Genomic DNA, 24,897 nt, shown 5'->3' with positions numbered 1-24,897 from the left:
GGGGGGACGCGGGGGGACGCCACCCGGCAGGAGTGCGAAAACGATTCCGCACGCCCGCGACAGTCCTCCCGCGCCGGACGCGGCGTCACCCCTTCGGCCCCCTCGACACGGTAGTGTCCGCTGGCGCGGCCCTCGGCAGCTTCGTCGACCGGCCGCCCGTGCCACCCGCAACGACCTGGAGGAACTCCGTGCCGGCACCCGCCCGAGGCGCACTCGCCATAGCCGCGGCCGTCCTGCTCGCCGCCGCCGCAGGCTGCTCGTCCGGCGGCGGCCACACCGCCAAGGACGGCTCCGGCGGCAAGGCCTCCTCCCACAGCAGCAGCGCCCACGGCTCCGCCCCGGCGGCCCCGGGCGACGCCGCCCAGCCCGTCCCGGCCGCGATCGTGACCGGCCCCGGACCGAAGAGCTCCTACGACGCCCAGCCGCAGCCCGCGGCGGGCAGCTGCCACTACCACTACACGGCGGACAAGCAGCCGCTGCCCGACCCGAACTGCACCCCGGGCGCGATCAGCCCGGCGGTCAACCAGGGCAACATCAACGACACCATCTGCAAGCCGGGCGGCTACACCTCGACCATCCGCCCGCCGGTGAACGTCACCGGCAAGGAGAAGACCGAGAACGCCAGGTCCTACGGCTACACCGGTCCGATGGGCGACGCCGAGTACGACCACCTGATCAGCCTCCAGCTCGGCGGCGACCCCAACGACCCGCGCAACCTGTGGGTCCAGCCGCCCTCCCCCGGCCACGTCCCGGGCAAGGGCCCGAACAACCCCAAGGACTCGGTGGAGACCCACCTGCACACCGCGATCTGCAAGGGCCAGGTCACCCTGACCGCCGCCCAGCAGGCGATCGCCGCCGACTGGACGACGGCCGAGGCCAAGCTCGGCATCAGCAAGGGCGGGGCCGCCGCCACGCCCACCACGGAGCCGGACGCCGACGGGGACTGACCGGCCCGGACCGAACCGTTCGGTCCGGCTCAGAGCGAGCCGACCAGCTCGGCGATGGTGTCGAACGGCCGGTACTCCGCGAGCTCCGCCCCCAGCGCGCGGGCCCGTTCGCGGAACCGGCCCTCGGCGAGCACCTGCTCCACCGCCCGGCCGACCGCCTCCGGGGCCGGGCGGCCGGTGCGCAGGTCCAGCCCCACACCGGCCCACTGCACCCGGGCCGCGACCTCCGGCTTGTCCTCGCTCGCCCCGGCCACCACCACCGGCACCCCGTACCGCAGCGCGGTCTGCACCCCGCCGTAACCGCCGTTGCTCACCAGTACGTCGGTGTGCGGCAGCAGCCGGTCGAACGGCACGTACCCGGCGGCCCGGACGTTCTCCGGCAGCCGGCCGCCCAGCAGTTCGGCCAGCGCCCGCGGCCCGTCCGGGCGGGCGGTGGCGGCCACCACCAGCACGTCCCGGTCCGCCAGCGCGCGGACCGTCGGGGCGACCAGCTCGCCCAGGTCGTCGTTGGCCAGCGTCCCCTGGGTCACCACCACGACCGGCCGCTCACCGGTCACCTCCGCCCACCACCCGGGCAGCGGCCACTCCTCGCCGACGTTCCCCGGCAGCGCGCCGATCAGCCGGTACGAGGCGGGCGCGTCGGAGCGCGGGTACTCGAAGCCCGGCACGGTCAGCTGGAGGTACCCGTCCGGCACCGTCACCTGGGCCAGCCCGCGCGGCCCCTGCGGCAGTTGGACGCCCGCCTCCGCGAACACCTTCTCCGCGTACCGCTGCAAGGGCTCGCCGCGCCGGTCCATCTCCTCCTGCAAGGAGCGGTTGCGGATCCGCCCCTCCTCCCCCGGCAGCGGCGGCAGCGCCAGCCCGAACGGCGCGGTGTCCGCGCTCGGCAGCATCGCCGGGGTGATCCCGACCCCGATCAGCGCCGGGCGCTCCGCCCTCGGGCGGGCGAGCGCCAACGGCAGCACGCCCTGGACGAAGGCGTCCGCGACCACGGCGTCGGCCGGGAACTCCGCCAGCAGCGCGAGCAGGGCCCGGTACTGGTGCGGCACCGGGTCGAGGAAGACGTGCCGCACGTCGAAGGCGATCCGCTCCGGGCCGGGCGGCAGCTCTGCCCGCCCCGGGAAGGACCCGTCGAGGTCGCGGTCGTCCCAGTCCGCCTCGGCGGGCAGTGCGGCGAAGCGCACCCCGGCCCGCCCGGCCGCCTCCGCGAAGCGCGAGCCGCCGAGGAAGACCACCTCGTGGCCGCGCGCGGCGAGGTCGGCGGAGATGGCCAGCAGCGGGCTGACGTGCCCGTGCGCGGGCAGGGCGGTGGTGATGATCCTGGACAGCGGAGACTCCTGTGGTCGGGCCCGGTTCGTACGGGGCTCACCGTAGGCAGCCGTGGTAGACGTCCGATGAACGGCTCATCTGCCGAGCACCGCGCCCCCGTTCAGCCCGATCACCTGCCCGGTGAGGTAGCCGGCCGCCGGCGAGGCGATGTAGGCCACCGCCTCGGCCACGTCCCCGGGCGTGCCGGCCCGGCCGACCAGGGTGTCGGCGACCTTCCGGGCGTGGAACTCCTCGTTCCGGTCCGCGCCGAAGATCTCGGTGTCCGCCACGTAGCCCGGCGCCAGCACGTTCACCGTGATCCCGTCCGGCCCCAACTGCCGCGCCAGGCCGAACGCCCAACCGTGCAGCGCCGCCTTCGCGGCCGCGTACGAGCCCGCCGAGTGCGGGCCCGCGCCACCGCGCTGGGCGGCCGCCGAACTGATCACCACCAGCCGCCCGCCGGGCCGGCGCAACACCCCCTGGAGCGCCGTGGTCAGTAGCACGGCGGTCAGCAGGTTGGTGTCCAGGTCCCGCCGCCAGGACGCGGCCAGCGCGGCCAGGCCGTCGTCCTCGGGCGGGGTGATGATCGCGCCCGCGTTGTTCACCAGCACGTCCACCGGGCCGAGTTCGGCGATCCGGGCGGCCACCCGCTCAACCGCCGCCGGATCCGCCAGGTCACCCGCCAGCGGCACCACCGACCCCGGCCCGGCCGTGCGCTCGATCGCCGCCCGGGCCTCCTCCAGCACGGCGGCCCGGCGCCCCAGGACCACCACCCGGCACCCGTCCCCGGCCAGCCGGGCGGCGATCGCCCGCCCGATCCCCGTCCCGCCGCCGGACACCACCGCGAGCCGCTGCCGGCGCTCCGTCACCGCTCACAGCTCCCCGTCGTAGTAGGCGCGCATCAGCTCGGTCGACCACGCGGGCTGCCGGAGCCCACCGCGCGGGCCGAACTCGGCCAGGTACGGCTTGATGTCGAGCACCGGCGTGCCGTCCACCGCGTCCAGGCCGGTGACGTGCAGGTCCAGCCCGTCCACCCGGACCAGCTCGCAGCGCGAGACCCCGAGCCGGTTGGGCCGGTTCTTCCCGCGCTGGGCGAAGATGCCCACCAGCGGCCAGTCCGTGTTGCCGCGCGGGTGCCGGGCGCCGGTCTCGACCCTCTCCTCCGGGACCCGGTCGAAGCGGTAGACCACCTCCAGGTGCGAGAAGTCCGCCAGCCCGTACAGCGCCTCCTCGGTGAACTGCCCGGCGTCCAGCCGGATCACCGCCGCGACACCGCCCCACCCGTCGTCCCGCACGTCCTTCCGGCCACCCACCACGTGGGCCACCGGACGCACCGTCATGTCCGCCATGCCGTCTCCCCTTCGACGTCGAACGCTCCACCCGGTACGGTAGCGAGCCGCACACGGGAACGATCAAGGGGGGCGGGGCCTGGGCGGGCCCTGTTCGCCGCGCCGGCCCCCCACCGGGGCCGTCCGACGCTCCGGGGCTCAGGCCGCCGGCCGCGCCGCCATCGCGATCAGGTCGTGCGCCCGCAGCACCCGCCCGCCGGAGCCCGGCAGGGGCACGTGCAGCGGCTCGGTCACGCCTGGCCCGGGGTGACCGGCAGGGCGCGCTTGTGCTCGGTGCGGCGGTAGTGGCCGAGGACGGTGTCGAAGACCTGCTCGCTGACCGGGCGGCCCTCCAGGAAGTCGTCCAGGTCGCCGTACTCGACACCGAGGGCGTCCTCGTCGGGCTTGCCGGGGGCGAGGTTCTCCAGGTCCGCGGTGGGGACCTTGCCGACCAGCTCCTCGGGCGCGCCCAAGTGGGCGGCCACCGCGCGGACCTGACGCTTCGTCAGACCGGAGAGCGGCATCACGTCGGCCGCTCCGTCACCGAACTTGGTGAAGAAGCCGACGGCCGCCTCGGCCGCGTGGTCGGTGCCGACCACCAGGCCGCCGCTCGCCCCCGCGGCCGCGTACTGGACGACCATCCGCTGGCGGGCCTTGACGTTGCCGCGCACGAAGTCCTCGTGGGCGTGGTCGCGGAAGGTGACGCCCGCCGTCAGCAGGGCGTCGAAGGCGGCGTCGGTCGCGGGCTTGACGTCGACCGTCAGCACCTCGTCGGCCCGGATGAAGTCGAGGGCCCGCTGGGCGTCCGCCTCGTCCGCCTGGACGCCGTACGGCAGCCGCATGGCCGTGAAGGCCACCTGGTGCCCCTCGGCGCGCAGCCGCTCGACGGCGAGCTGGCAGAGCCGCCCGGTGGTGGTGGAGTCCACGCCGCCGCTGATCCCCAGCACCAGGGTGCGGGCGCCCGAGGCCCGCAGCTGGTCGGCGAGGAAGGCGATCCGGCGCTCGGCCTCCTTCGCGGGGTCGGTGACGGGCACCACTCCGAGGGCCAGGGCGATCTCGCGCTGGACGGCCGCGGGCAGGGTTTCGGTCATGGTCGGGCTCCTTCGGGTCGGTACCACGCCATCATCCACCCCGGCCGCACCGCGCCCCGCCTCAGGGTGCCGTCCCGCCGCCCCCGCTCCCGTCCGCCCCGGGCGCCGGGTGCCGCAGGATGTCGAGCACCAGTTTGCCGTCGACCGTCTCCTGGGCGACCAGCAGGGCCGCCAACTCGTCCAGGTGGTGCCGGTGTTCGCGCAGCAGGCCGAGGGCCCGCCGCTCGGCGCCGCGGAGCAGCCCGGCCACCGCCTCGTCCACCGCGTGCTGGGTCTGCTCGGAGTACGGGCGGCGCAGCAGGTCGTCGGGGTGGTCGCCGAGGTACTGCGGGGAGCCGCTGGAGTAGCCGACCGGGCCGAGGTCCGGGGAGAGGCCGAACTCGCGGACCATCCGGGTGGCCACCGAGGTGGCGTTGGCGAGGTCGTTGGCGGCGCCGGTGGAGCCCTCGCCGAAGACGACCAGTTCGGCGGCGCGTCCGCCGAGCTGCACGGTGAGCAGGTCGTTCAGGTAGCTCTCGCTGTACAGGTGCCGTTCGGCCTCGGGGAGTTGCTCGGTGGCGCCGAGGGCGACCCCGGCGGGGAGGATGGTCACCTTGGCGACCGGGTCGGCGTGCTCGCACAGCGCGGCCATCAGCGCGTGCCCGGACTCGTGGACGGCGACGGAGTGCCGCTCCTCGGGCAGCAGCGCGTTGGAGGACTCCCGGCGGCCCAGCAGCACCCGGTCGCGGGCGTCGTCGAGGTCGGCGGCGGTGAGCGTGGACCGGTCGGCGCGCACGGCGTTGATGGCGGCCTCGTTGACCAGGTTGGCGAGGTCGGCCCCGGAGAAGCCGGGGGTGCCGCGGGCGATCCGGTCCAGGTCGGCGTCGGGGGCGAGGGTCTTGCCGCGGGTGTGCACGGCGAGGATGGCGGCCCGTTCGGCCTGGTTGGGCAGCGGCACGACGACCTGCCGGTCGAAGCGGCCGGGGCGCAGCAGGGCGGGGTCGAGGGCGTCCGGCCGATTGGTGGCGGCGATGACGACGATGCCGGTGCTCTGGTCGAAGCCGTCCATCTCGGAGAGCAGCTGGTTGAGGGTCTGCTCGCGTTCGTCGTTGCCGCCGATCCGGGTGCCGCCCGCGCGGCGTCCGCCGACGGCGTCGATCTCGTCGATGAAGACGATGGACGGCGCGCGCTTGCGCGCCTCGTCGAACAGGTCGCGGACCCGGGAGGCGCCGACGCCGACGAACATCTCGACGAAGCCGGAGCCGGTGACGGACAGGAAGGGCACCGAGGCCTCGCCGGCGACCGCCCGGGCGAGCAGCGTCTTGCCGGTGCCCGGCGGGCCGACCATGATCACTCCGCGTGGCCCCTTGGCCCCGGCGGCGGCGTAGCGCTCCGGGCTGCGCAGGTAGTCGACCACCTCGCTGACCTCCTGCTTCACCCCCTCGTAGCCGGCGACGTCGGCGAAGCCGGTGGCGGGCCGCTCGGCCTCGATGATCTTCGCCCGGGAGCGGCCGATGGCGCTGAGCCCGCCGCCGAGCGAGCGCGCGGCCAGCCGGCCGGACCAGAGGAACAGCCCGCCGAAGAGCAGCAGCGGCAGGAACAGCAGCAGGGTCGACCAGATGGAGCTGCCACCGGACCGGCTGCCGGTGACGTTCACGTGCTGGTCGGAGAGCGCCTTGCTGAGCTGGGAGGTGTCCAGGGCGGTGGGGATCTGGCTGGTGAACCGGGTGCCGTCCTTGAGGGTGCCGGACACGCCGCCGGTGTCGCTGACGTCCACGGTCTGCACCTGGCCGGTGTCGACCCGGTTGAGCAGGTCGGTGTAGCCGTAGCGGGGGCCGGTCGCGGCGGGCTTGGCGAGCAGCACCAGGAGCAGCAGGGTCAGCAGCACGGCGACCGGCAGCAGCCAGCGGCGCAGCGCGGGCGGGGGCGGCTTGGGCGGGGTGCCGCCGGGGCGCTGCCCCGGTCCGCGGCCGGGGCCGCCGGGGCCGCCCCAGCCGCCGGGGCCCGGGCCCTTGCCGCCGGGCGGGGTCGCGGCGTGGCGGGCGGCACCCGGGCGCATTCGGACGATCATCCACGCTCACCGCCTCTCGGGCGCCGCCGGGACTCAGCCGGGCCCCGGCTCGGCGCCCACCCCTCCATGGTCGACCCGTCCGGCCCCGGACGGGAGCCCGAGCAGGTACCGGCGGAACGCCGCCTGCCCGGCCGGCAGCCTGCCCGGCCGCGAGTTCACGCCGCCCACCCCCGTCCCGGAGCGTGGCCCGTGGCGGTGGTGGGGCGGCGGGAGCCGGTCAGGATCAGGAGAAGTCGAGCGAACCGGTCCTGGTCCGCTTGAGCTCGAAGAACTTCGGGTAGCCGGCCAGCAGCCGGACGCCCTCGAAGACCCGCAGCGCGTCCTCGCCGCGCGGGATGGCGCTCAGCACCGGGCCGAAGAAGGCCGTGCCGTCCACGTGGATGGTCGGGGTGCCGACCTCCTCGCCGACCGGGTCCATGCCCTCGTGGTGGCTCTTGCGCAGCGCGATGTCGTACGCGGTGCTGTTGGCCGCCTCAGCGAGCTCCTCGGGCAGCCCGGCGGCGACCAGGGCCTCGCGGATGACGGTGTCGTCGGCCTCACGGTCCTGGTCGTGGAAGCGGGTGCCGAGCTCGGTGTACAGGTCGCGCAGCACGTGCTCGCCGTGCTGTTCGGCGGCGGCGATGCAGACCCGGACCGGGCCCCAGCCGGTGGTCATCAGGCGCTGGTAGCGCTCCGGCAGGTCGGTGCGGCCCTCGTTGAGCACGGACAGGCTCATCACCCGGAAGGTGAGGTCGAGTTCGCGCTGGCGGGCGACCTCCAGGATCCACCGGGAGGTGATCCAGGCGAAGGGGCAGACGGGGTCGAAGTAGAAGTCGACCTTGGGGGCGTTCTCGTTCGCTCGCGTGTTCACACGGATGATCTTAGGGGGCGATTGGACCATTCCGCAGGGCCAATCGAATACTGCCGCAGTGGGCCACTTCTCAGCTGCAGGTGGTCCCGTCCGCAGGCACCGTACCGTCCAGCAGGTAGGCGTCAACAGTCTTCTTCAAGCACGGGTTGCCGGTGTTGTAGCCGCCGTGCCCCTCGCCGTTGAGCGTGACGGTGACGCCGACGCCCGCGCCCAGCTGCTGGGCCATGGTGCGGGCGCCCTCGACCGGGGTGGCCGGGTCCCCGGTGGTACCGACCACCAGGATCGGCGCGGCGCCGGGGGCGGCCACCTCCGGGTGGTCGGCCTTGCCCGGGACGGGCCAGCCGGTGCAGCCGGTCAGGCCCCAGGCCGTGAAGGCGCCGAAGACCGGGGAGGCGGCGCGGAACTGCGGCAGCTGCTGGGTCACGTCCTGGTCGGAGTAGCGCTGCCGCGCGTCCACGCAACTGATCGCCCGGTTGGCCGCGTTGAGGTTGTTGTAGTGGCCCTGCGGGTCGCGCCCGTTCAGCGAGTCGGCGAGCTGGAGGAGGGTGTCGCCGGTGCCCGCCTGCATCGCCTCGGTGAGCCCGGAGGCCAGCGCGGGCCAGGTCTGCTGGCTGTACAGGGCACCGGCGATGCCGGTCACGGCCAGGCCCTCGGTCAGCTTCCGGCCGCTGCTGGTCGGCAGCGGCGACTGGGCCAGCTTCTGCAGCAGGTCGGTGATCCGCGCGGTGCCCTCGGCGCCGCCGCCACCGGTCGGGCAGGCGGCCGCGTCCTGGGTGGCGCAGGCCTTCATGAAGTCGTCGAGGGCGAGCTGGAAGCCCTGGGCCTGGCCGAGCGCGCTCTGCTCCGGGTCCTTCGTCGGGTCGACCACCGAGTCCAGCACGACCCGGCCGACCTCCTGCGGGAACAGGTGCGCGTAGACGCCGCCGAGCTGGGTGCCGTAACTGATGCCGAAGTAGGAGAGCTTCTGGTCGCCGAGCACCTGGCGCATCAGGTCGAGGTCCCGGGCCGCGCTCTCGGTGTCCACGTAGGGCAGCACCGCGCCGGAGTTGCGCTCGCAGGCGGCGGCGAACCGGGCGTTGCTGTCGTCCAGGGCCTTGACCTCGGTGGGAGTGTCCGGGGTGCTGTCGACGGCGGCGTTGTCGTCCGCCGCCCGGTCGTCCAGGCACTTCACCCCGGCACTGTCGCCGACCCCGCGCGGGTCGAAACTCACCAGGTCGTAGCGGGTGTTGAGGGAGGCGTAGGCGGCGGCCAGCGCGGGCAGGGTGGCCACTCCCGAGGCACCGGGGCCGCCGAAGTTGAACAGCAGCGAGCCGAGCCGGTGCTGTTCGTCCTTGGCCTTGGTGCGGATCAGCGCCAGGTCGATGGTCCCCCCGTCGGGTTTGGCGTGGTCCAGCGGGGCCTTGAGGGTGCTGCACTCCCAGTCGCTCGCCGGCGCGGTGCCACCGCCCTGCGCGGCGCTCGGGGCCGGGCAGGCCCGCCAGTCCAGCCGCTGGGCGGCCAGGCCGCCGCCGCTCGCACCGCTGACCGGGGAGGTGGGCGCGGGCTCGGCGGCGGACGGGCCGCCGCCCTGGCAACCGGAGACGGGGGCGAGCAGCAGCGCGGCCAGGCCGAGCGCGCCGGCGCCGCGGACGACGGAGGGCATGGGACGGTCCACCTCTCGGGTTGGCCGGGCGGTACTGCCGGGTGCACCGGCGCGTGGCAGGACGGCGAAAGCCTGGTGCGCCGGGGAGGCGTGCGCCCCGGCGCCCGGCACCGTCGGCGCACCACAGACCCTAGGGGCCCGGGTGCGGCGACGCCCGTCGGAGTCTCCGGACGGGGGGCGTGCGCCGGACGGGCTGCCGTCGGCCGACCGGGTGAGGGTGCGGCGGGGCCGGTGCGGGCGCACTGCCCGGGTGCGGCGCGGAGGCGGCGCGGGTACGGCCCCGGTACGGCGTGGGTGCGGCGCGGGTGCGGCGTGGGTAGGCCGCGAGCAGCCGGGGAGTCCGCCGTCGCGGGACGGCGGGGACCCGGGGCACCGTCGAAACGGAGGGCGCGTTGAGCACCGACAGCGATTTCGCCAGCGTGGACGTCTTCATCACCACCGGCCGGCAGGAGGTCCTGCTCCAACTCCGGGACGACAGGCCGGACATCGCGTGGCCCGCCCACTGGGTGGTCCCCGGCGGCCACCGCGAGCCCGGCGAGACGCCGTACCGCACGGCGGTGCGCGAACTGCGCGAGGAGACCGGGCTGGACGTGCCCGGGCTGCTCCCCTTCCACCCGGTCCTGGCCGCCACCGACCCGGAGGGCCGGCGGCGCCGCGCCTTCCACGCCCTGGTCGACGTCGACCCGGCGGAGCTGGTCCTCGGGGAGGGCCAGGAGCTGCGGCTGGCCCCCTTCGCCGAGGCCCAGCGGATGAAGCTGCCGCCCGCGCTCAAGGGGTACCTGCGGCAGCTGGAGGCGCGGCTGGCGGTCGGGCGGACGCCGGAGTGGGCGGTGGTCGACGACATCCACCGCCACCTGTCCGACCACCGGGCGACCGTCGGCCTCCCGCTGCTGCCCCTCCAGGTGGTGAAGATCCAGGAGGAGGCCGGGGAGGTCGCCGAGGCCCTGCTCGGCGTGCTCGGCGCCAACCCGCGCAAGGGCGTCAGCCACACCGTGGCCGAGCTCCAGGGCGAGCTGTGCGACGTGATCACCGCCGCCATGGTCGCGCTGCGGGACACCACGGCCGACCCGGGCGCCGTCCTCGCCGAGCACCTGGCCGGCTGGCGGCCGGTGCGGCGGGAGGAGTAGCGCACCCGCAGGGCGCGCCTGCGGCTGGTCGCGACCGGCGACGGCTCGCGACCGGCGGCGGGTCGCGACCAGCGACGGCTCGCGACCGGCGGTGCTTCCGGTGCGGGACCCGGTGCTCGGGCCCGGACGGCGGAACCCGCTCCCCGACCCCGGGTTCCGCCGTCCGGGCGCGCCCCTGGCCGGTACCTTGCTTCGCCTGCTATCTTGCATTGCATGGTACCTGGCATCGCAAGCACCGACGGTGGCGACGAGCCCGGCCCGGTCGACGGTCCGGTCGCGACCCAGCTGCGCAAGGGCGTCCTGGAGTACTGCGTCCTCGCCCTGCTGCGCGACGGCCCCCGCTACGGGGTCGAGCTGCTCCAGGAGCTCGGCCGCCACCCGATGCTGGCGACCAGCCAGGGCACCATCTACCCGCTGCTGTCCCGGCTGCGCCGCGCCGGGCTCGCCGACACCTTCCTGCGCGACTCGGCCAGTGGCCCGTCCCGCCGGTACTACACCCTCACCGAGGCGGGGCGGAACGCCCTGGCGGAGTTCACCGCGCTCTGGCCCGCCTTCCGCGCCACCATCGACCACGTCCTCGCCCCGGGAGAGCACCCGTGAACAACCCCGTCGACCACCCCCTGGTCCGCGCTCACCTCGACGCCGTCGCCCGCGGTACCGCCACGCTGCCGCCCGAGCGCCGCCGCGAACTGCTGGCCGACCTGCGCGAGCACGTCGAGGTCTCGCTCGCCGACGTCCCGCTCGACGACGACGCCGTCCGCTCCGTCCTGGCACAGCTCGGCACCCCCCGGCAGATCGCCGACGCCGCCCTCGCCGAGGAGGGGCAGACGCCGCCCGCCCCGGAGTCGGCCCGCTGGACCAACGCCACCCTCGCTCTGGCCGTCCTCGCCCTGCCGGTCTCGCTGGTCCCGGTCGCCGGGCCCGTGCTCGGCTTCGCCGCGGCCGTCGTCGCGGCCGTCCGGGTGACCAGGTCCCGTCAGTGGACGCGCCGGGAGAAGCGGCAGGCCGCCGTGCTCATGGTCTCCCCGCTGCTGCTCGTCCCCGCGATCATGGTGGCGTTCACGCTGTTCTCCACCGGCCTCACCGCTGGCACCCTGCTCGTCGCCTGTGCCCTGGGCTTCTGCCCGAGCCCGGTCGCCGCGCTCCGACTGTCCCGCGCCGCCGCTCGCGTGCGGACGGCGGACCTCCCTGCCTGAGGGTCGGGCCTCGACCGGCGAGTGGGCCGATCGGCACCCGTGCAAGGGGGTTGCGCTCGGCGGAACCTCCCGATCGGCACATGTGCGGGCGACGGGTGGCGGGCGAGGATGACGGTCATCGGGGCCCCGCCGGTGGGGCCCCGGGAGGGAGTCCCACCATGACCGCCATGACCACCATGCCCACCGTCACCGTCACCGTCACCGTCACCGTCGCACCGCTGTCGTTCCCGCCGGCGCCCCTGCGGTCGTCCCCGCAGTCGGCGCAGCCGCCGTACTCGCCCCCGCCGTACTCGCCCCCGCCGCCGGGCTCAGTGCAGTTCCAGCCCCGGCCTGCCGCGCACCACGTACGCCGGCAGCCGCGCCTCGCCCAGGACGGCCCGGGGCAGGCACAGCCCGAAGCGCCGCCCGACCGCGCCGAGGGTCCGCCGCCGCGCTACGGCGTCGGGCGCGCGCCCGGGGGCGCAGGAGGTGACGCCGTCCGCTTCCAGGACGTTCGCGGCGATCAGCTCCGGTACGAGCAGATCGGGCTGCCGGCCCCAGCGCCACCGCTCCTCCCCCAGGCCGAAGCCGCACAGCACGGCGCCGTCCCGCGCGTAGTCGAGCAGGGCGGGCGGCTGCTCTGGCATCGGCCGGAAGTGCACCACCTCCGCGCCCTCGCGCGCTATCTCGGTGAGCAGTTCGCCGCCGGTGGAGTCCCCGTACTCGATCGCGAAGGACCAACCGTCCGCCTCGCCGACCCGGATCACGCCGTCGCCGTCGTCACCGGGCCGGTAGACCTCGATGTCCAGGTCCCAGATCTCCCGCCCGCTGATCGGCCCGGTGGCGGCAGCCGGGTCGGCCCCCATCCGGCGGGCGAGTTCCTGCGGCGGGATCCCCCGGGCGAACACCACTCCGCTCACCTCGCCACCGGCGTCCGCCAACCACTGGATGCCCTCACCACCCCGCTCCTCGACCCCGCGCGAACCCTCACCGATGACGCCGATCATGACGCCCCTCCCCTCGCGCCGGCCCTGAGATGGCCAGGCGCAGCCGGTCCGCACCCTAACCGAGATCGCCGACAGCCAACGGCGAACGGCCGGGCGGAGGGGCGGCCCGAGAGGAACGCACCTGGGGCCGAGCGCCGTTGGCGCAGCGCCGTCCGCCCGGCACCACCGCCGCCCACCGCCTGCTGTCCTGGCCTCGGCGATCCGGCTGCGGTCCGCTGCGGCCGGTGCGAGGGCGCGATTTCCGCTTGCACCGCGGCAGTTCCCCCGCCACGGTTGCCGGGTTACTGCACCAGACCTCGGTCGGGTCGAGCGCATCGGCAACACGGTGCACCGGCCGGTCGGACCATGGACCTCAGCGGTGCACGACCTGCTCCGCCATCTGGAGGCCGTCGGCTACGACCACGCGCCCCGCGTGCTCGGCTCCGACTGGCCGATCGCCCCCTACCCGCCGCTGGGTGTGATGGCGGGGGCGCGCCACCGGCGCCCCACCCGCGACCTCGGCCGGCCCCCGCACAACCCCCGCCAGGCCCTCACCGCCCTGGAGGCGCTGCGCGCGATGACCGTCAACCCGGCCTTCGCGGCGGGCGAGGAGCAGGTGGCGGGCCGGATCGCGGTCGGCCACCGGGCCGACCTCACCGTCCTCGCCGCCGATCCCCTCGCCACCCCCGCCACCGAGCTCGCCGAGGTCCCGGTCCTGCTCACCGTCCTGGACGGCCGCCCCACCCACCGCGCCGACCGGCTCTGCTGACCGGGAGCACGCTGAACATCCGACACACCCGACACACCCGGAACACCCAGCACACCCGGCACAAGGGCGGACCAGCCCCCTCCCACCGCCTACCAGCAGCCCGCCCATCCGTCCAGGTGGCCCCAGGGGAACCGTCCAGGTGCCCCCAGGGGGCCTGGGTGGGTGGGGGCTTCCCCCCGAGAAACCTGGCGGCCCTCCCCAGCGCGCCCCACCCCCTCCACGGCAGAGGATTCTCTCACCGGCCCACACCGCCGGACGAATTGAACCGACGAGCCGTGGAGTAGCCATCATGACCGTGACCCGGACCCCGATCGACCGACGGACCCTGCTGACCGCCACCACGGCGACGGCGACCGCCGCCCTGCTCATCCCGGCGACGGCCGCCACCGCAGCGGCAGCCACCACCGCAGCCACCGGCCCGACGGCCTCCCGGCCGGTCCCGCAGAGCGCGACGGTCTCCGCCGAACTCGACCGGATCGCCCACCCGTTGCGCTCCACCGAGCCCGACGCCCCGGCCGCCGGGCTGCGGGCGCTGGGCGCGATGATCGGCGACGCCCGGGTGGTCGGCCTGGGTGAGGCCACCCACGGCTCGCACGAGTTCTTCACCATGAAGCACCGGGTGTTCCGCTACCTGGTCGAGGAGAAGGGCTTCACCACCTTCGCCCTGGAGGCCAGTTGGTCGGCGGGCCTGCTGGTCGACGCGTTCGTGCAGGGCCAGGGCGACGGCGACGCCCGTACGCTGGTGCGCCGGGTGATGGCCGGATCGCCTTGGCAGCGGCGGGAGTTCGCCGACCTCATCAGCTGGATGCGGGCGTACAACCGGAGCGGCCCGCAGCACCCGGTCCACTTCGTGGGCACCGACCTCGGCTTCCCCGGGATCGGCGAGCAGCCCTTCGCCGAGGTCACCGCCTACCTGCGGAAGGCCGCCCCCGCCTCGCTGTCGAGCGTCGAGCAGTCCTACGCCGCCCTGCGGCCGTTCTCCGACGCCATCGGCTACGTCAGCCGCACCCCGCTGCCCGAGCGCCGGCGCAACGCGGACCTGGCGCAGCAGGCGCTGGACCTGGTCACCGCCGCCGGCCGGGACGGCGACGCGGACTACGAGTGGGCCGTCCAGCACGCCCGCAACATCGCCCGGACCTTCGCCTTCACCACCATCCAGGTCGACGACAGCGCCTCCGTCGTCGTCGCCCAGGTGCTCCGCGACCGGGCGATGGCCGACAACACCCTGTGGTGGCAGCGCCGCCACGGCGGCAAGGTGCTGCTCTCGGCGCACAACGGCCACGTCGGCTACCGGGCCAGCGACCCGGTCCACTACCCCACGCCGCAGGGCGCCCACCTGCGCGAGGCGCTCGGCGCCGGCTACGTCGGCATCGGCTTCACCTTCGGCAGCGGCTCCTTCCTCACCGAGGCCGACGCCTTCGCCGACGACTGGCGCAGCACCACCGTGCCGCCGGCCACGCTCGGCATGAACGAGTACCTGCTCGACCGGGTCCGCCCCCGCGACTACTACCTCGACCTGCGCCAGGCCCCGCCCACCGCCCGCGCCTGGCTGGACACCGCCCGCCCCACCTACGACGCCGGCACCACCTTCACCAGCACCCCGCTGCCCACCCTCGCCCTCGGCGCCAGCTACGACGTGCTGATCCACCTCCACCGGGTCCGCGCGGCCGACAAGCTCTGAGCGCCCCTCTCCCCCGGCCTCAGCCCGCGGCGTGCACCAACCGTTCCCCCGCGGCGGCCGCTCCGGCGGCGCTCCCGGTCCCCGGTTCCACCGAGGCCGAGGCGGTCTGACATGATCGGCCCCCCATCGCTCCCGGCGGCCCCACCCGGCCGGGGGCAACGCGACGGCAAGGAACAGCGGAACCGGTCATGAGCAGCAAGAAGAGGCCGGCCCGTGGCGCCCGGCAGTCCGCCGCCGCCCGACAGTCCGCCGCCTCCCGCCAGACCACCGCGTCCCGGCGGGCCCCCACCTCCCAGCAGGCCGCCGCCGCCCGGCCGCAACCGCAGAACCGGGGCGTGGGCTTCCTGGCCCTGTTCGTCCTCGGTACGGCGACCGTCGCCCTCGCCGTCCTGGGCGGCCGGGCCGCCGGCACCGCCTTCGCCTACGCGGCCCGCCTCAGCGGCCGACCGGGCGAGCTGACCGTGGAGCGCTGCTGGGGCGACAACCCGGCCAAGCCCGGGCTGATCACCTCCTGCGCCGGCGCGTTCCGCTCCGACGACGGCCGGACGGTGGTCGAGGGCTCGCCGATCAGCGGCGCCCACCGCATCGGCGCCGTCCTCCCCGTCGAGTACGGCGACGGCGGCTCCCACAGCACGGGCCTCGCCCACGCGACGGGCGACCTGGCCGGACTGCTCGCCGTGATCCCGGTCGCCGCGTTCGGCCTCTGGCTGCTCGGCCTGGCCATCGGCACCGTACCGGCCGGCGGCCGGCTCCCGGCCGGGCTGTTCCCGCAGAACAACAGGGCAGTGCGCGCCCTCCTGTGGGCCGGCCTCGGCTGCCTGCTGGCGGCCGGCGCCTGCCTGCTGGTCGGTGCCGTCGGCTGGGCCGCGACACCCTGACCCGCCCCGCACGGGGCCAGCGGGTCGACGGCCGTGCCGGAGGCGACCGCAGCGGAAGCGGCACCCGCGCCGTACGGCCGGTCGGCCCAGTGTGCGGCCGCACGCCGTGGGCCCGTACCGCCCGGGTGCCTATCGTGGGTTGGTGACCGATCATCGCGCTGCCGGTCCCGTCGTCGGCGGGGCCGGATATCTGCTCGCCGCCTTCGCCTTCGCGGTCTGCATGACCGGGACCACCCTGCCCACCCCGCTGTACGGGCTCTACCAGGAGCGGATCGGCTTCTCCGAACTGACGGTGACGGTGGTGTTCGCCGTGTACGCCTTCGGGGTGATCGGGGTGCTGCTGCTGGTCGGGAACGTGTCCGACGCCGTCGGGCGCCGGCCCGTGCTGCTGTGCGGGCTGGCCGCCGCGGCCCTGAGCGCCGTCGTGTTCCTGGCCGCGGACAGCGTGCTGCTGCTCTGCCTGGGGCGGCTGCTGTCGGGGTTGTCGGCGGGGGTGTTCACCGGCACCGCCACGGCGTACGTGCTGGAGCTGGCACCGCCGGGGCACCGGGGCCGCGCGGGCTTCGTCGCGACGGCCGCCAACATGGGCGGCCTGGGCTGCGGCCCGCTGCTGGCGGGGCTGCTCTCCCAGTACGCGCCGCGCCCCTTGGTGCTGCCCTTCGTGGCGCACCTGGTGCTGCTCGCCGCCGCCTTCGGCGTGCTGCTGCGGCTGCCGGAGACGGTGGTCGGCGCCCGTCCGCTGCGCACCGCCCGGCCGGTCCGGCCCAGCCTGCCGCCGGAGGTGCGGCGGGTGTTCCTGCCGGCCGGGATCGCGGCCTTCGCCGGGTTCTCCCTGCTGGGGCTGTTCACCTCGGTCGCGCCGGCCTTCCTCGCCGAGGGGCTGGACGTGCACAACCGCGCTCTGGTCGGCCTGATCGTCTCGTCGGCCTTCCTGGCCTCGACCCTCGGTCAGCTGCTCGTCCCCCGGCTGGGCACCGCGCGGGCCGTGCCGCTGGGCTGCCTGGTGCTGATCGCCGGTCTGGCGCTGCTGGCGGGTTCGCTGGCGTGGGCCGTCCTGGCGCTGCTGGTGTCGGCCGCGCTGGTGGGCGGCGCCGGGCAGGGCATGGGGCTGCGCGGCGCGGTGGGCGAGGTCGCCGCCGCGAGCCCGCCGGAGCACCGTGGCGGGGCGCTCTCGGCCCTCTTCGTGGTCGGCTACTTCGGCATCTCGATCCCGGTGATCGGCGTCGGGCTGCTCACCGGGCCGCTCGGCCTGGCCCATGCGGGCCTGGTGTTCGCCGCCTGCATGGGCGTGCTGGCCGCCGTCTCCGGCGCCTACCTGCTGCGCCTGGCACGGGCCGGCGCCGCGGTCTGACCCCGGCGCCGGCCCGCGCCCGCTGGGCCGGGCCCGCGCCTACTCGGCCGGGGTCCGCGCGGCGGCCCCGGCCCGCCCGGCCCGGAGCCGCTGGCGCAGGAAGAGGGCGGCGCGGTCGAGGGCCTCGTCCGCCTCGTCGAGGACACCGGCGAAGGCCTGGAACACGTGCGGCGCGTCGGCGGTGACGTCGAGGATGACGTCCACGCCCGCCTCGCGCGCCCGCGCGGCCAGGCGGGTGGAGTCGTCCAGCAGCAGTTCGTTGCCGCCGACCTGGATCAGCATCGGGGGGAAGCCGGTCAGGTCGGCGTGCAGGACCGGGCTGAGCAGCGGCTGCCGGGGGTCCGCCCCGCCGAGGTACATGGCCCCGGTGCGGTCGAGGGCGGCGCGGGTGAAGATCGGGTCGATGCCCTCCTTGGTCCGGATGCTCTCGCCGCTCCGGGTGGCGTCGAGGCCCGGGGAGAGGACCAGCAGGGCGGCGGGCAGCGGCAGGCCCGCGTCCCGGGCGGCGAGGCAGGTGGTGACGGCGAGTCCACCGCCGGCGGAGTCGCCCGCGAAGACGATGGCGGCCGGGTCCCCGCCCCGGTCGAGGAGGGCCCGGTAGGCGCTCAGGCAGTCCTCGACGGCAGCCGGGAAGGGGTGTTCGGGGGCCAGCCGGTAGTCCGGCGAGTACGCCCCGGCACCGGTCCTGGCCACCAGGTTCCCGGTCAGCGAGAGCGCGGTCTCGGGGGAGCCGAAGACCCAGCCGCCGCCGTGGAAGTACAGGATCGTCGCCTCCGACCCGCCCTCCGACCCGTCCTCCCGAGCACGATCCGGGCCGTCCGCCGAACCGCTCCCCTCCGGTCCCCTGGGCCGGACCCGCAGGGCCGGCCGGCCGCCGAGGGTGGTCGACTCGGTGCGGATGGCGTCGTGGGGCACGATCATTCCCGCCATCAGGGCCCGGAAGCCGGCCCGGATCTCCTCCACCGACCGGGGCCCGGTGGGCGACGACTGCCGTAGCATCGCGTCGACCTGGCCGCGCTGTTCCCTGCTCATGGGCACACTCCCGCCTAAGTAGCTTCCCGTACACTATATGCCGTGGAAGATACATTGAACGGCGCCCCCTCCGCATCCGGCCTCGCCGGGTTCTTCGCCGACCTGGTTCGGTGCGAGACGCGGCTGTACAACGCCCTCAACGACCGGCTCCGCGAGCGGCACGGGATCGTCACCTCGCAGTACGAGTTCCTGGGCCACCTGCACCGCCATCCCGGGTGCCGGGTGGCCGACCTCGCCGCCGAGTTCGCCATCGGCGTCGGGGCGACCAGCAAGGGCGTCGACCGCCTGGAGAAGCTGGGGTGGGCCGCCCGCCGGCCGAACCCGGCGGACCGCCGGTCCTCGCTGCTGGTCCTGACCGACGAGGGCACCCGGCTCGTCGAGGAGGCGGAGCGGACCGTCACCGAGGGCCTGGCCGAGCTGCTCGCGGACACCCTCGACCCCGCCGCGCTGTCCTCGGCGGCCGGGGCCCTGGCCACCCTGCGCGCCGCCCTCGAACGCGGCCAGGTCGGCATCCCCACGGGCTGAACCGGCGCGGCCGTCGGGCCGGAAACGGCGACCGCGCCGGTCGTGACGACGACCGGCGCGGCGCCCCCGGGTCAGCCCGTGATCGGGCGGGTGTCCAGCCGGATGTGGTCCACCGCCCAGTACCAGTTGTTGCCCGCGTCGTACATCCGGAACTTCACGGTCACCGACCGCGCGCCCGCCGGCACCGCGAACTGCCGGACGACCTGGACGTTCTGGGCGTCCTTGCCCGCGTTGTCGTTGCCGGTGGCGTCCGAGCTGTAGAAGACCAGCCGGGTCTCCGCCCCGTTGTCGAACACCGCGGTGACGGCGGCCTTCTGCGGTGCCTCCTGGCGGTAGTGGGAGTCGAAGGCCAGGTGGAGGGTGTCGGTGCCGGCCGGGATCGGGACGGCGGGCGAGACCAGGGTGGAGTCGAAGACGCCCTTGCGGGACGGCGAGCCGGTGTCGTCCCAGTCGTCCGGGTCGGCGACGGCGACGACGCCCAGGGCGCGGGCGAAGTTGCCGCGGTCCTGCCCGGCGGGGACGGTCCACTCGCGCTTGGTGTGGAAGGTCCAACCCTGGAGCCGGACGGTGCCCTGCGGCATGCCGGGGGCGTTGACCACCGACCAGCCCTCGGGCGCCCGGGCCGTCCAGCCGAGCACGCCGCCCTCCGGCCGGAGCGCGCCGGCCAGCGACTCGAAGTCCTCGTCCAGCAGGTGGCCGGTCATCACCGGGGCCGGGCGGGCCGCGAGTTCGCCGTCCGCGACGGTGAAGCGGCCGTCGGCCAGGGCGCGGGCGGTGACCAGCAGGCGGTGGGTGGCGCCGGCGGGCAGCCGGGCGGGCGGGGTGACCTCCCAGACCGCGGTCGCGGTGGCTCCGGCGGCGAGCGCGGCGGGCGGCGCGGTGACGGCGGTGGCCGTCCAGCCGGGCGGGAGCAGCGGCTGGGCCTCGAAGCGGGTGAGCGCCTCGGCGGCGGCGAAGGTCGCGGTGACCCTGGCCGGGCGGCCGGGCAGCAGCACCGGCTCGTCGATGGTGGCGGAGGGGGCGCCGAGGGCGACGTTCACGGTGAGCGGGTCGGCCAGGCCGAGGGCCGGGTCGGTGACGGTGCGGTCGTCCCACGGGAAGCGGCCGGCGATCCGGCGGCGGAAGCCCAGGTCGTCCAGGACGCCCACCGCGACGTCGTACCAACCCTCGGGCCCCACCGTGATGTTGACGGTCCGGTCGTCGCCGGCCGGGACCCGCACCTCGCGCAGTCCGTCGCCGTAGGCGAGGTCGCCGACCAGGAAGGTCCGGGCGGTGCGCGAGCGGTTGATGACGTCGACCTCCAGCACCGTGCCGCCGCGCTCCTCCGAGAGCGACACCTCGTACGCCGAGGCGGTGTCGCCGCGCAGGTGCCACAGGGCGCCATTGGGGCCGTGCACCCGCAGGTCGTAGCCCTGCGGACCGACCTTCCAGACGTCCGACAGCCGGCTCTTCGCCGCCACCGTGTAGTACCGGGGCGCCTCCCCGGGGGCCGGGTAGAGCGCGAACACCGCGCCCTGGCGGCCCTGGTTGACGAAGTCCAGGGTCAGTTCGTCGCCCTTGAGCCGCGGCTTGACCAGCAGGTCGTACGGCGCGGGGCGGGCGGAGCGGGTGCCGCGCTGCTGCTGCGGGAAGGTCTGCGGGCTGGGCACGGTGGGGGCGGGCAGCTTGCCGGTGTCGACCACCTTCTGCCGGTTGCCGCTGGTGTCGGGCAGCTGCGGCCAGGCGGGGTTGCGACCGGAGAAGTCGAAGACCTGGGTCAGGTCGCCGCAGACCGAGCGCCGCCAGGGGCTGATGTTGGGCTCCTGGACGCCGAAGCGCTGTTCCAGGAAGCGCAGGACGGAGGTGTGGTCGTAGACGGTGGAGTCGACCACGCCACCGCGGGTCCACGGTGAGACCACCACCATCGGCACCCGTACACCCAGGCCCATCGGGTAGGGGCCGGAGACCAGGGCCTCCCCGGCGGGCAGGGCGTCGGACCAGCCGAGCGTGCCGTCGGCGGCCTTCACCCGGTACCGGCCGTCCTGGCCGACCACCCGGTGGTAGGTCTTCCCGGCCTTGCTCACCCGGACCACGACCTCGCCGTCCACCGGCACGTTGGACCTGCCGCGGCCGGCCGCCAGCGGCGGGACGGGCGGCAGCTGGTGGTCGAAGAAGCCGCCGTGCTCGTCGTAGTTGAGGATGAAGACGGTCTTCTGGAACACCTCGGGCCTGGCGGCCAGCGCCGACAGCAGCCGGGCGGTGAGGTGCTCGCCGTTCGGCGGCGCGTAGTTGGCGTGCTCGGAGAGCGCGGCCGGGGCGACGATCCAGGACACCTGCGGCAGCCGGTCGGCCCTGACGTCGGCGGTGAAGGCCTCGACCAGGGCATCGCCCATCGCGAAGGGGTCGTCCTTCTTCGCCGGGTCGCCGACGGCCCGCATGCCGCGCTCGTACAGCGGCTCACCGGGCTTGGCCCTGACGAAGGGGGCGAACCAGGCGAGCGCGTTGTCGTCGAAGTTGTCGAGCGCCTGGTAGGTCTTCCAGCTGACGCCGGCCCGCTCCAGGCGCTCGGCGTAGGTGGTCCACTCGTAGCCGCCGGGGATCTCGGTGTTGTCGGTCACCGGGGTGTCCCGCACGGTGCCGCCGCTGGTCCCGGTCATCAGGTGTTCGCGGTTGGTGTTGGTGTTGCACTGCACGGACGCGTAGTAGGCGTCGCAGACCGTGAACACCGAGGCCAGCGCGTGGTAGAAGGGCATGTCCGCGGACTCGTAGTAGCCCTGGCCGAGCCAGCCGGCGGAGCGGCGGGTGACCGAGCCGTCGGCCCGGCCGTCGTTCCAGGCGTTCATCGAGTCGACGAAGCCGAAGGCGGGCGCGCCCTGCTGGTAGGCGCTGGTGTGGGCGGCGTTCATCGCGAAGGGCAGCAGGTGGCCCTCCTTGCGGCTCGGGTCCGGCTGGTGGAACACCGAGCGCCCGTCGACGCCGCGCACGGCGGTGCGGTCCCCGAAGCCCCGGACGCCCGCCAGGGTGCCGAAGTAGTGGTCGAACGCGCGGTTCTCCTGCATGAACACCACGACGTGCTCGATGTCGGCCAGCCGTCCGGGCCGGGCCGGCGCGGCGAGCGCCTGCTGGACGCTGAGCGGGAGGGCGGACAGCACCGCGGCCGCCGCCGTGCCGCCGAGGAGGCTGCGGCGCGACAGTTCGGGCTTCGGACTCATGGGGTGGGGCTCCTTGCTGACGGACCCTGGGCCTTCGGTACCGGCCCGGGACTGGCCGTTCGTGCCAGACCCGTCAGGTCTACGAGACCGAGGTGGACGCAGCGGCGGAGTCCGGTGGCCGGCCGGTGGCCGTCAAGAAACCCGGAGCTGTACAGACAACTTGACGCCCGATGATCAACGGCCCGGCGATCGTGCCGACGGCCGCCGCCGCACCGGCGGCATCCTCTACGCTGACGCCAGGCCCGGGCAGCAGGCCCCGGCCGCCGGACCGATGCGCACCGACACCGGGGGGAACCGCGTGATCCGCGTACAGCAGCGCAGCTACACCCTGATCCCGTGGCCGTGGCGGGTGATGTCCTGGGCCCAGGCCCCCGAGGGGCTGGAGTTCACCCTCTACGACATCGTCGACCCGGCCCTGCCGCCCGTGCGCGGCGTCGAGGTGCCGGGCACCGCGGAGGAGGCCGCGCGCTGGAAGGTCGGCCACGACGCCTACCTGAGCCTGCTGCGCGAGGCCGAGGAGACCGTCCGGCACGCCCACGGCGTGCGCTGCCGGCCCGGGTTCATGGTCGACATGCGCTCGGTGCGCCTGCGCCGCTACGGCCTGCTGCCCCACCGGAAGTCCCGTTCCCGGCGGCTGTTCGCCGAGTGCCTGGACCGGATGCACACCTACGAGGAGGCCTACCGGCCGATCCTGGCCGAGATCGAGGCCCGCATCGCGGCGACCACCGCCGACACCGCCTGACCGGCGGTCGGCCGGGCTCCGCCCGCTCGGCCCGCTCGGCCGGTCAGGGCGTAGTTCCGGATCATCCAGATCCGGTGCAGCTGCACCTCGCCGCGCCGGATCGTCCGGTAGGCCTGGGCCGCGGTGGACAGGAACCGGTCGGGTACGGCGGAACGAAGCCGGCCGCGATGCCGACCGCCGACACCGCCATCAGGCCCACAGGGACCACAGGGACCACCAGCGGCGGCGGACGGTCCGGGCAGCGACTGGGTCGGACATGGGTGGAGCTCCAATCCTGTGGCGGCGAAGGGGGGTTCGGGTATCCGGCCGACGCCGTCCCCGGGCTACGGGACGATGACGACCTTGCCCGCGACGGTGCGCGACTCGGCCAGGGCGAGCGCGGCCGCGGCCTCGTCGAGCGGGAACGCGGCGGCGATCTGGGCGGTGAGCGTGCCGTCGGCGAGCAGGGCCAGCACCTGGGTGAGGTCCTCGCGCAGACGGGCCCGGAAGGCCACCGGGCGGCGCTTGCCCGCCCAGAAGTTGTAGAAGTGCGCGGACCGGCCGTTGGGCAGGTTGTTCCACAGCGCGAGCCGGGCGAACAGCTTCAACACCGGGAGCTGCGAGTTGCCGGCCTCGTCCTTGGTGGCGGCGGTGCCGTAGGAGACCAGGACCCCGCCGCGGCGCAGCAGCGCCCAGGACTGCTCCAGCCCGGCGCCGCCGACGTGGTCGAACACCGCGTCGACGCCGTCCGGCGCGAGCTCCCGGATGCGCCGGTAGAGGTCGGGGTCGCGGTAGTCGACCGGGGTCGCACCCAGGGCGCGGACGGTGTCGTGGTGCCGCGCGGAGGCCGTGCCGATCACCGTGATCCCGGCGTGCCGGGCCAGTTGGACCAGGGTCGAGCCGACGCCGCCGTTGGCGCCGAGCACGACGATCGTGCCGCCCCGGCGCACCTTGGCGGTCCGGTGCAGCATCTGCCAGGCCGTCACGCCGTTGACCACGACGGTCTCCGCGTCGGCGGCCGTCACGCCGTCCGGCACCGGGACGACGTCGGCGGCGTCGAGCAGCAGGTGGCTGGCCCAGGCGCCGGTCTTGGTGACGGCGGCGAAGCGGCGCCCGACCATCGCGGGCTCGACGCCGGGGCCGGTCGCGACCACGGTGCCGACCACGTCGTAGCCGGGCACGAAGGGGAACGGCGGCTGGTCGTAGTACTTGCCGCGGCGCATCTGCTGCTCGGCGAAGGAGACCCCGGTGGCGTCCATCCGGAGCAGGACGTGGCCCGCGCTCGGCGGCGGGAGGTCGCGGGTGCGCAGCCGGAGGCCGCTCGGCTCGACCTCGCCCGGCAGGACGACCTCGGTGGCGTGGGTGACGACGGTGGTGTTCACGGTGTGCTCCGTTCGGCTCAGTGGTGACGGTGACGGTGACGGCGCCGATGGCAGTGGCGGTGGCAGCGACGGTGGCTACGGCCGTAAAGTTACACACGTAAGCTCACGGCTGACAAGAGCTGCCGCTCGTAAGTTTTCACCTGTAAGCTCACGCCATGGGAAACGAACCGAGCACAGCCCCCGTCCGCGCTCGCAACCGTCGTGGGGAAGGCGCCCGCTTGCGCGAGGACATCGTGGCCGCCGCGGTCGAACTGCTCGACGAGGCCGGTACCGAGACCGCCGTCACCCTGCGGTCGGTCGCCCGCCGGGTCGGGATCGCCGCCCCCTCGATCTACCGCCACTTCCCCGACCAGCCGGCCATCATGCTGGCTGTGGTGCGGCAGGCCTTCGAGCAGATGGAGGCCCGGCTGCGCACCGCCGTCGACGCGGCCGACGACGACCCCCGGCAGCGGCTCACCGCCCTCTGCCACGCCTATCTGGAGTACTCCCGGGAGCACCCCGAGCGCTACCGCACCATGTTCGGCGGCGTCTGGGTGCCCGCGCTCCAGGACACCACCGTGACGGCGGACGACATGGTCACCCTCGGCCAGGAGCTGCTGCACCTGTTCGTCGAGACCCTGGAGGCGTGCGTCGCCACCGGCGCGTCCACCAGCACCGACCCGTTCGCGGACACCGTGGCCCTCTGGCTGGGCCTGCACGGACTGGCCCACCAGCGCGCGGTCACGGTCGCCTTTCCATGGCCGGAGGGCATCGCCGACCGGCTGATCGTCACGCTGGCGCACCTCAAGGCCGAGTAGCCGGGCGGCCGGACAGGCGCGGCCGGCGGGGGCAGGAGCGGGATCGGCGGGGTCGACCGATCGGTC

General features: G+C 75.0%; 21 protein-coding genes and 1 pseudogene. 11 read left to right on the top strand and 11 right to left on the bottom strand.

The window, feature by feature from the left end:
* The first annotated feature begins 188 nt into the window (after positions 1–188).
* A complete protein-coding gene (locus ACZ58X_RS10670) occupies positions 189–947 on the top strand; it encodes a hypothetical protein (protein WP_470333288.1) in 759 nt (252 codons plus the stop codon).
* 29 nt (positions 948–976) lie between these two features.
* On the opposite strand, the gene ACZ58X_RS10665 is transcribed toward ACZ58X_RS10670, so the two are convergent.
* The 7 genes from ACZ58X_RS10665 to ACZ58X_RS10635 form a co-directional block, all read right to left on the bottom strand.
* Complete coding sequence (locus ACZ58X_RS10665; protein ID WP_470333287.1) at positions 977–2,182, bottom strand: glycosyltransferase; 1,206 nt, start codon at positions 2,180–2,182, stop codon at positions 977–979.
* Positions 2,183–2,350: 168 nt separating this feature from the next.
* Complete coding sequence (locus ACZ58X_RS10660) at positions 2,351–3,124, bottom strand: SDR family NAD(P)-dependent oxidoreductase (RefSeq protein ID WP_470333286.1); 774 nt, start codon at positions 3,122–3,124, stop codon at positions 2,351–2,353.
* A gap of 3 nt (positions 3,125–3,127) precedes the next feature.
* Entirely contained in the window at positions 3,128–3,595 is a 468-nt protein-coding gene (locus tag ACZ58X_RS10655; protein ID WP_470333395.1) for an SAM-dependent methyltransferase, read from the bottom strand.
* Between the two features lie 239 nt (positions 3,596–3,834).
* On the bottom strand, positions 3,835–4,674 hold the full coding sequence (gene nadE / locus ACZ58X_RS10650) for an ammonia-dependent NAD(+) synthetase (protein WP_470333285.1): 840 nt from the start codon (positions 4,672–4,674) through the stop codon (positions 3,835–3,837).
* A 61-nt stretch (positions 4,675–4,735) separates the two neighbouring features.
* Positions 4,736–6,724, bottom strand: a complete 1,989-nt coding sequence (gene ftsH, locus ACZ58X_RS10645; RefSeq protein ID WP_470333284.1) for an ATP-dependent zinc metalloprotease FtsH — start codon at positions 6,722–6,724, stop codon at positions 4,736–4,738.
* 223 nt (positions 6,725–6,947) lie between these two features.
* Complete coding sequence (locus tag ACZ58X_RS10640) at positions 6,948–7,604, bottom strand: mycothiol-dependent nitroreductase Rv2466c family protein (RefSeq protein ID WP_470333283.1); 657 nt, start codon at positions 7,602–7,604, stop codon at positions 6,948–6,950.
* Positions 7,605–7,644: 40 nt separating this feature from the next.
* Complete coding sequence (locus ACZ58X_RS10635) at positions 7,645–9,216, bottom strand: alpha/beta hydrolase (protein WP_470333282.1); 1,572 nt, start codon at positions 9,214–9,216, stop codon at positions 7,645–7,647.
* 392 nt (positions 9,217–9,608) lie between these two features.
* Between ACZ58X_RS10635 and ACZ58X_RS10630 the strand changes: the two genes are divergently transcribed.
* From ACZ58X_RS10630 to ACZ58X_RS10620, 3 genes are all read left to right on the top strand, one after another.
* A complete protein-coding gene (locus tag ACZ58X_RS10630) occupies positions 9,609–10,343 on the top strand; it encodes an NUDIX domain-containing protein (protein ID WP_470333281.1) in 735 nt (244 codons plus the stop codon).
* 213 nt (positions 10,344–10,556) lie between these two features.
* The gene (locus ACZ58X_RS10625; protein ID WP_470333280.1) at positions 10,557–10,943 is read left to right on the top strand and encodes a PadR family transcriptional regulator; all 387 of its coding nucleotides are present in this window, start codon (positions 10,557–10,559) and stop codon (positions 10,941–10,943) included.
* Positions 10,940–11,539, top strand: a complete 600-nt coding sequence (locus tag ACZ58X_RS10620; protein ID WP_470333279.1) for an HAAS signaling domain-containing protein — start codon at positions 10,940–10,942, stop codon at positions 11,537–11,539. The genes ACZ58X_RS10625 and ACZ58X_RS10620 overlap by 4 nt, the downstream gene beginning before the upstream one ends.
* A gap of 308 nt (positions 11,540–11,847) precedes the next feature.
* Here ACZ58X_RS10620 and ACZ58X_RS10615 read toward each other — a convergent pair whose 3' ends face one another.
* Entirely contained in the window at positions 11,848–12,525 is a 678-nt protein-coding gene (locus tag ACZ58X_RS10615; RefSeq protein WP_470333278.1) for a DUF6461 domain-containing protein, read from the bottom strand.
* A gap of 412 nt (positions 12,526–12,937) precedes the next feature.
* On the opposite strand from ACZ58X_RS10615, the pseudogene ACZ58X_RS10610 reads away from it, so the two are divergent.
* The 4 genes and pseudogenes from ACZ58X_RS10610 to ACZ58X_RS10595 all read left to right on the top strand — a co-directional run.
* Positions 12,938–13,273 (top strand): annotated as a pseudogene (locus ACZ58X_RS10610) (amidohydrolase family protein); the annotation flags it as partial.
* 289 nt (positions 13,274–13,562) lie between these two features.
* Positions 13,563–14,954 (top strand): erythromycin esterase family protein, encoded by a 1,392-nt coding sequence (locus tag ACZ58X_RS10605; protein WP_470333277.1) that lies wholly within the window; start codon positions 13,563–13,565, stop codon positions 14,952–14,954.
* 188 nt (positions 14,955–15,142) lie between these two features.
* The gene (locus ACZ58X_RS10600) at positions 15,143–15,832 is read left to right on the top strand and encodes a hypothetical protein (protein WP_470333276.1); all 690 of its coding nucleotides are present in this window, start codon (positions 15,143–15,145) and stop codon (positions 15,830–15,832) included.
* A 139-nt stretch (positions 15,833–15,971) separates the two neighbouring features.
* Positions 15,972–17,183: an MFS transporter gene (locus tag ACZ58X_RS10595; protein ID WP_470333275.1), complete on the top strand. Its 1,212-nt coding sequence runs from the start codon at positions 15,972–15,974 to the stop codon at positions 17,181–17,183.
* Positions 17,184–17,222: 39 nt separating this feature from the next.
* On the opposite strand, the gene ACZ58X_RS10590 is transcribed toward ACZ58X_RS10595, so the two are convergent.
* On the bottom strand, positions 17,223–18,215 hold the full coding sequence (locus tag ACZ58X_RS10590) for an alpha/beta hydrolase (protein WP_470333274.1): 993 nt from the start codon (positions 18,213–18,215) through the stop codon (positions 17,223–17,225).
* Positions 18,216–18,257: 42 nt separating this feature from the next.
* On the opposite strand from ACZ58X_RS10590, the gene ACZ58X_RS10585 reads away from it, so the two are divergent.
* The gene (locus ACZ58X_RS10585; RefSeq protein ID WP_470333273.1) at positions 18,258–18,740 is read left to right on the top strand and encodes a MarR family winged helix-turn-helix transcriptional regulator; all 483 of its coding nucleotides are present in this window, start codon (positions 18,258–18,260) and stop codon (positions 18,738–18,740) included.
* Positions 18,741–18,811: 71 nt separating this feature from the next.
* On the opposite strand, the gene ACZ58X_RS10580 is transcribed toward ACZ58X_RS10585, so the two are convergent.
* Positions 18,812–21,931: a phosphocholine-specific phospholipase C gene (locus tag ACZ58X_RS10580; RefSeq protein ID WP_470333272.1), complete on the bottom strand. Its 3,120-nt coding sequence runs from the start codon at positions 21,929–21,931 to the stop codon at positions 18,812–18,814.
* 298 nt (positions 21,932–22,229) lie between these two features.
* On the opposite strand from ACZ58X_RS10580, the gene ACZ58X_RS10575 reads away from it, so the two are divergent.
* Complete coding sequence (locus ACZ58X_RS10575) at positions 22,230–22,673, top strand: hypothetical protein (RefSeq protein WP_470333271.1); 444 nt, start codon at positions 22,230–22,232, stop codon at positions 22,671–22,673.
* A 323-nt stretch (positions 22,674–22,996) separates the two neighbouring features.
* Here ACZ58X_RS10575 and ACZ58X_RS10570 read toward each other — a convergent pair whose 3' ends face one another.
* A complete protein-coding gene (locus ACZ58X_RS10570; protein ID WP_470333270.1) occupies positions 22,997–24,034 on the bottom strand; it encodes a medium chain dehydrogenase/reductase family protein in 1,038 nt (345 codons plus the stop codon).
* A gap of 218 nt (positions 24,035–24,252) precedes the next feature.
* Here ACZ58X_RS10570 and ACZ58X_RS10565 point away from each other — a divergent pair, with 218 nt between their 5' ends.
* Complete coding sequence (locus ACZ58X_RS10565; RefSeq protein ID WP_470333269.1) at positions 24,253–24,831, top strand: TetR/AcrR family transcriptional regulator; 579 nt, start codon at positions 24,253–24,255, stop codon at positions 24,829–24,831.
* Positions 24,832–24,897: the final 66 nt, after the last annotated feature.

Source organism: Kitasatospora sp. NPDC040550 (genome assembly GCF_055594965.1).
This window is presented reverse-complemented; position numbering and strand designations above follow the sequence as displayed.

Excerpts from the sequence above, each read along its gene's own strand:
- ACZ58X_RS10655 (WP_470333395.1), bottom strand. The coding sequence starts at position 3,595 with ATGACGGTGCGTCCGGTGGCCCACGTGGTGGGTGGCCGGAAGGACGTG.
- nadE (WP_470333285.1), bottom strand. The coding sequence starts at position 4,674 with ATGACCGAAACCCTGCCCGCGGCCGTCCAGCGCGAGATCGCCCTGGCC.
- ftsH (WP_470333284.1), bottom strand. The coding sequence starts at position 6,724 with ATGATCGTCCGAATGCGCCCGGGTGCCGCCCGCCACGCCGCGACCCCG.
- ACZ58X_RS10640 (WP_470333283.1), bottom strand. The coding sequence starts at position 7,604 with ATGGTCCAATCGCCCCCTAAGATCATCCGTGTGAACACGCGAGCGAAC.
- ACZ58X_RS10635 (WP_470333282.1), bottom strand. The coding sequence starts at position 9,216 with ATGCCCTCCGTCGTCCGCGGCGCCGGCGCGCTCGGCCTGGCCGCGCTG.
- ACZ58X_RS10625 (WP_470333280.1), top strand. The coding sequence starts at position 10,557 with ATGGTACCTGGCATCGCAAGCACCGACGGTGGCGACGAGCCCGGCCCG.
- ACZ58X_RS10615 (WP_470333278.1), bottom strand. The coding sequence starts at position 12,525 with ATGATCGGCGTCATCGGTGAGGGTTCGCGCGGGGTCGAGGAGCGGGGT.
- ACZ58X_RS10605 (WP_470333277.1), top strand. The coding sequence starts at position 13,563 with ATGACCGTGACCCGGACCCCGATCGACCGACGGACCCTGCTGACCGCC.
- ACZ58X_RS10600 (WP_470333276.1), top strand. The coding sequence starts at position 15,143 with ATGAGCAGCAAGAAGAGGCCGGCCCGTGGCGCCCGGCAGTCCGCCGCC.
- ACZ58X_RS10590 (WP_470333274.1), bottom strand. The coding sequence starts at position 18,215 with ATGAGCAGGGAACAGCGCGGCCAGGTCGACGCGATGCTACGGCAGTCG.
- ACZ58X_RS10580 (WP_470333272.1), bottom strand. The coding sequence starts at position 21,931 with ATGAGTCCGAAGCCCGAACTGTCGCGCCGCAGCCTCCTCGGCGGCACG.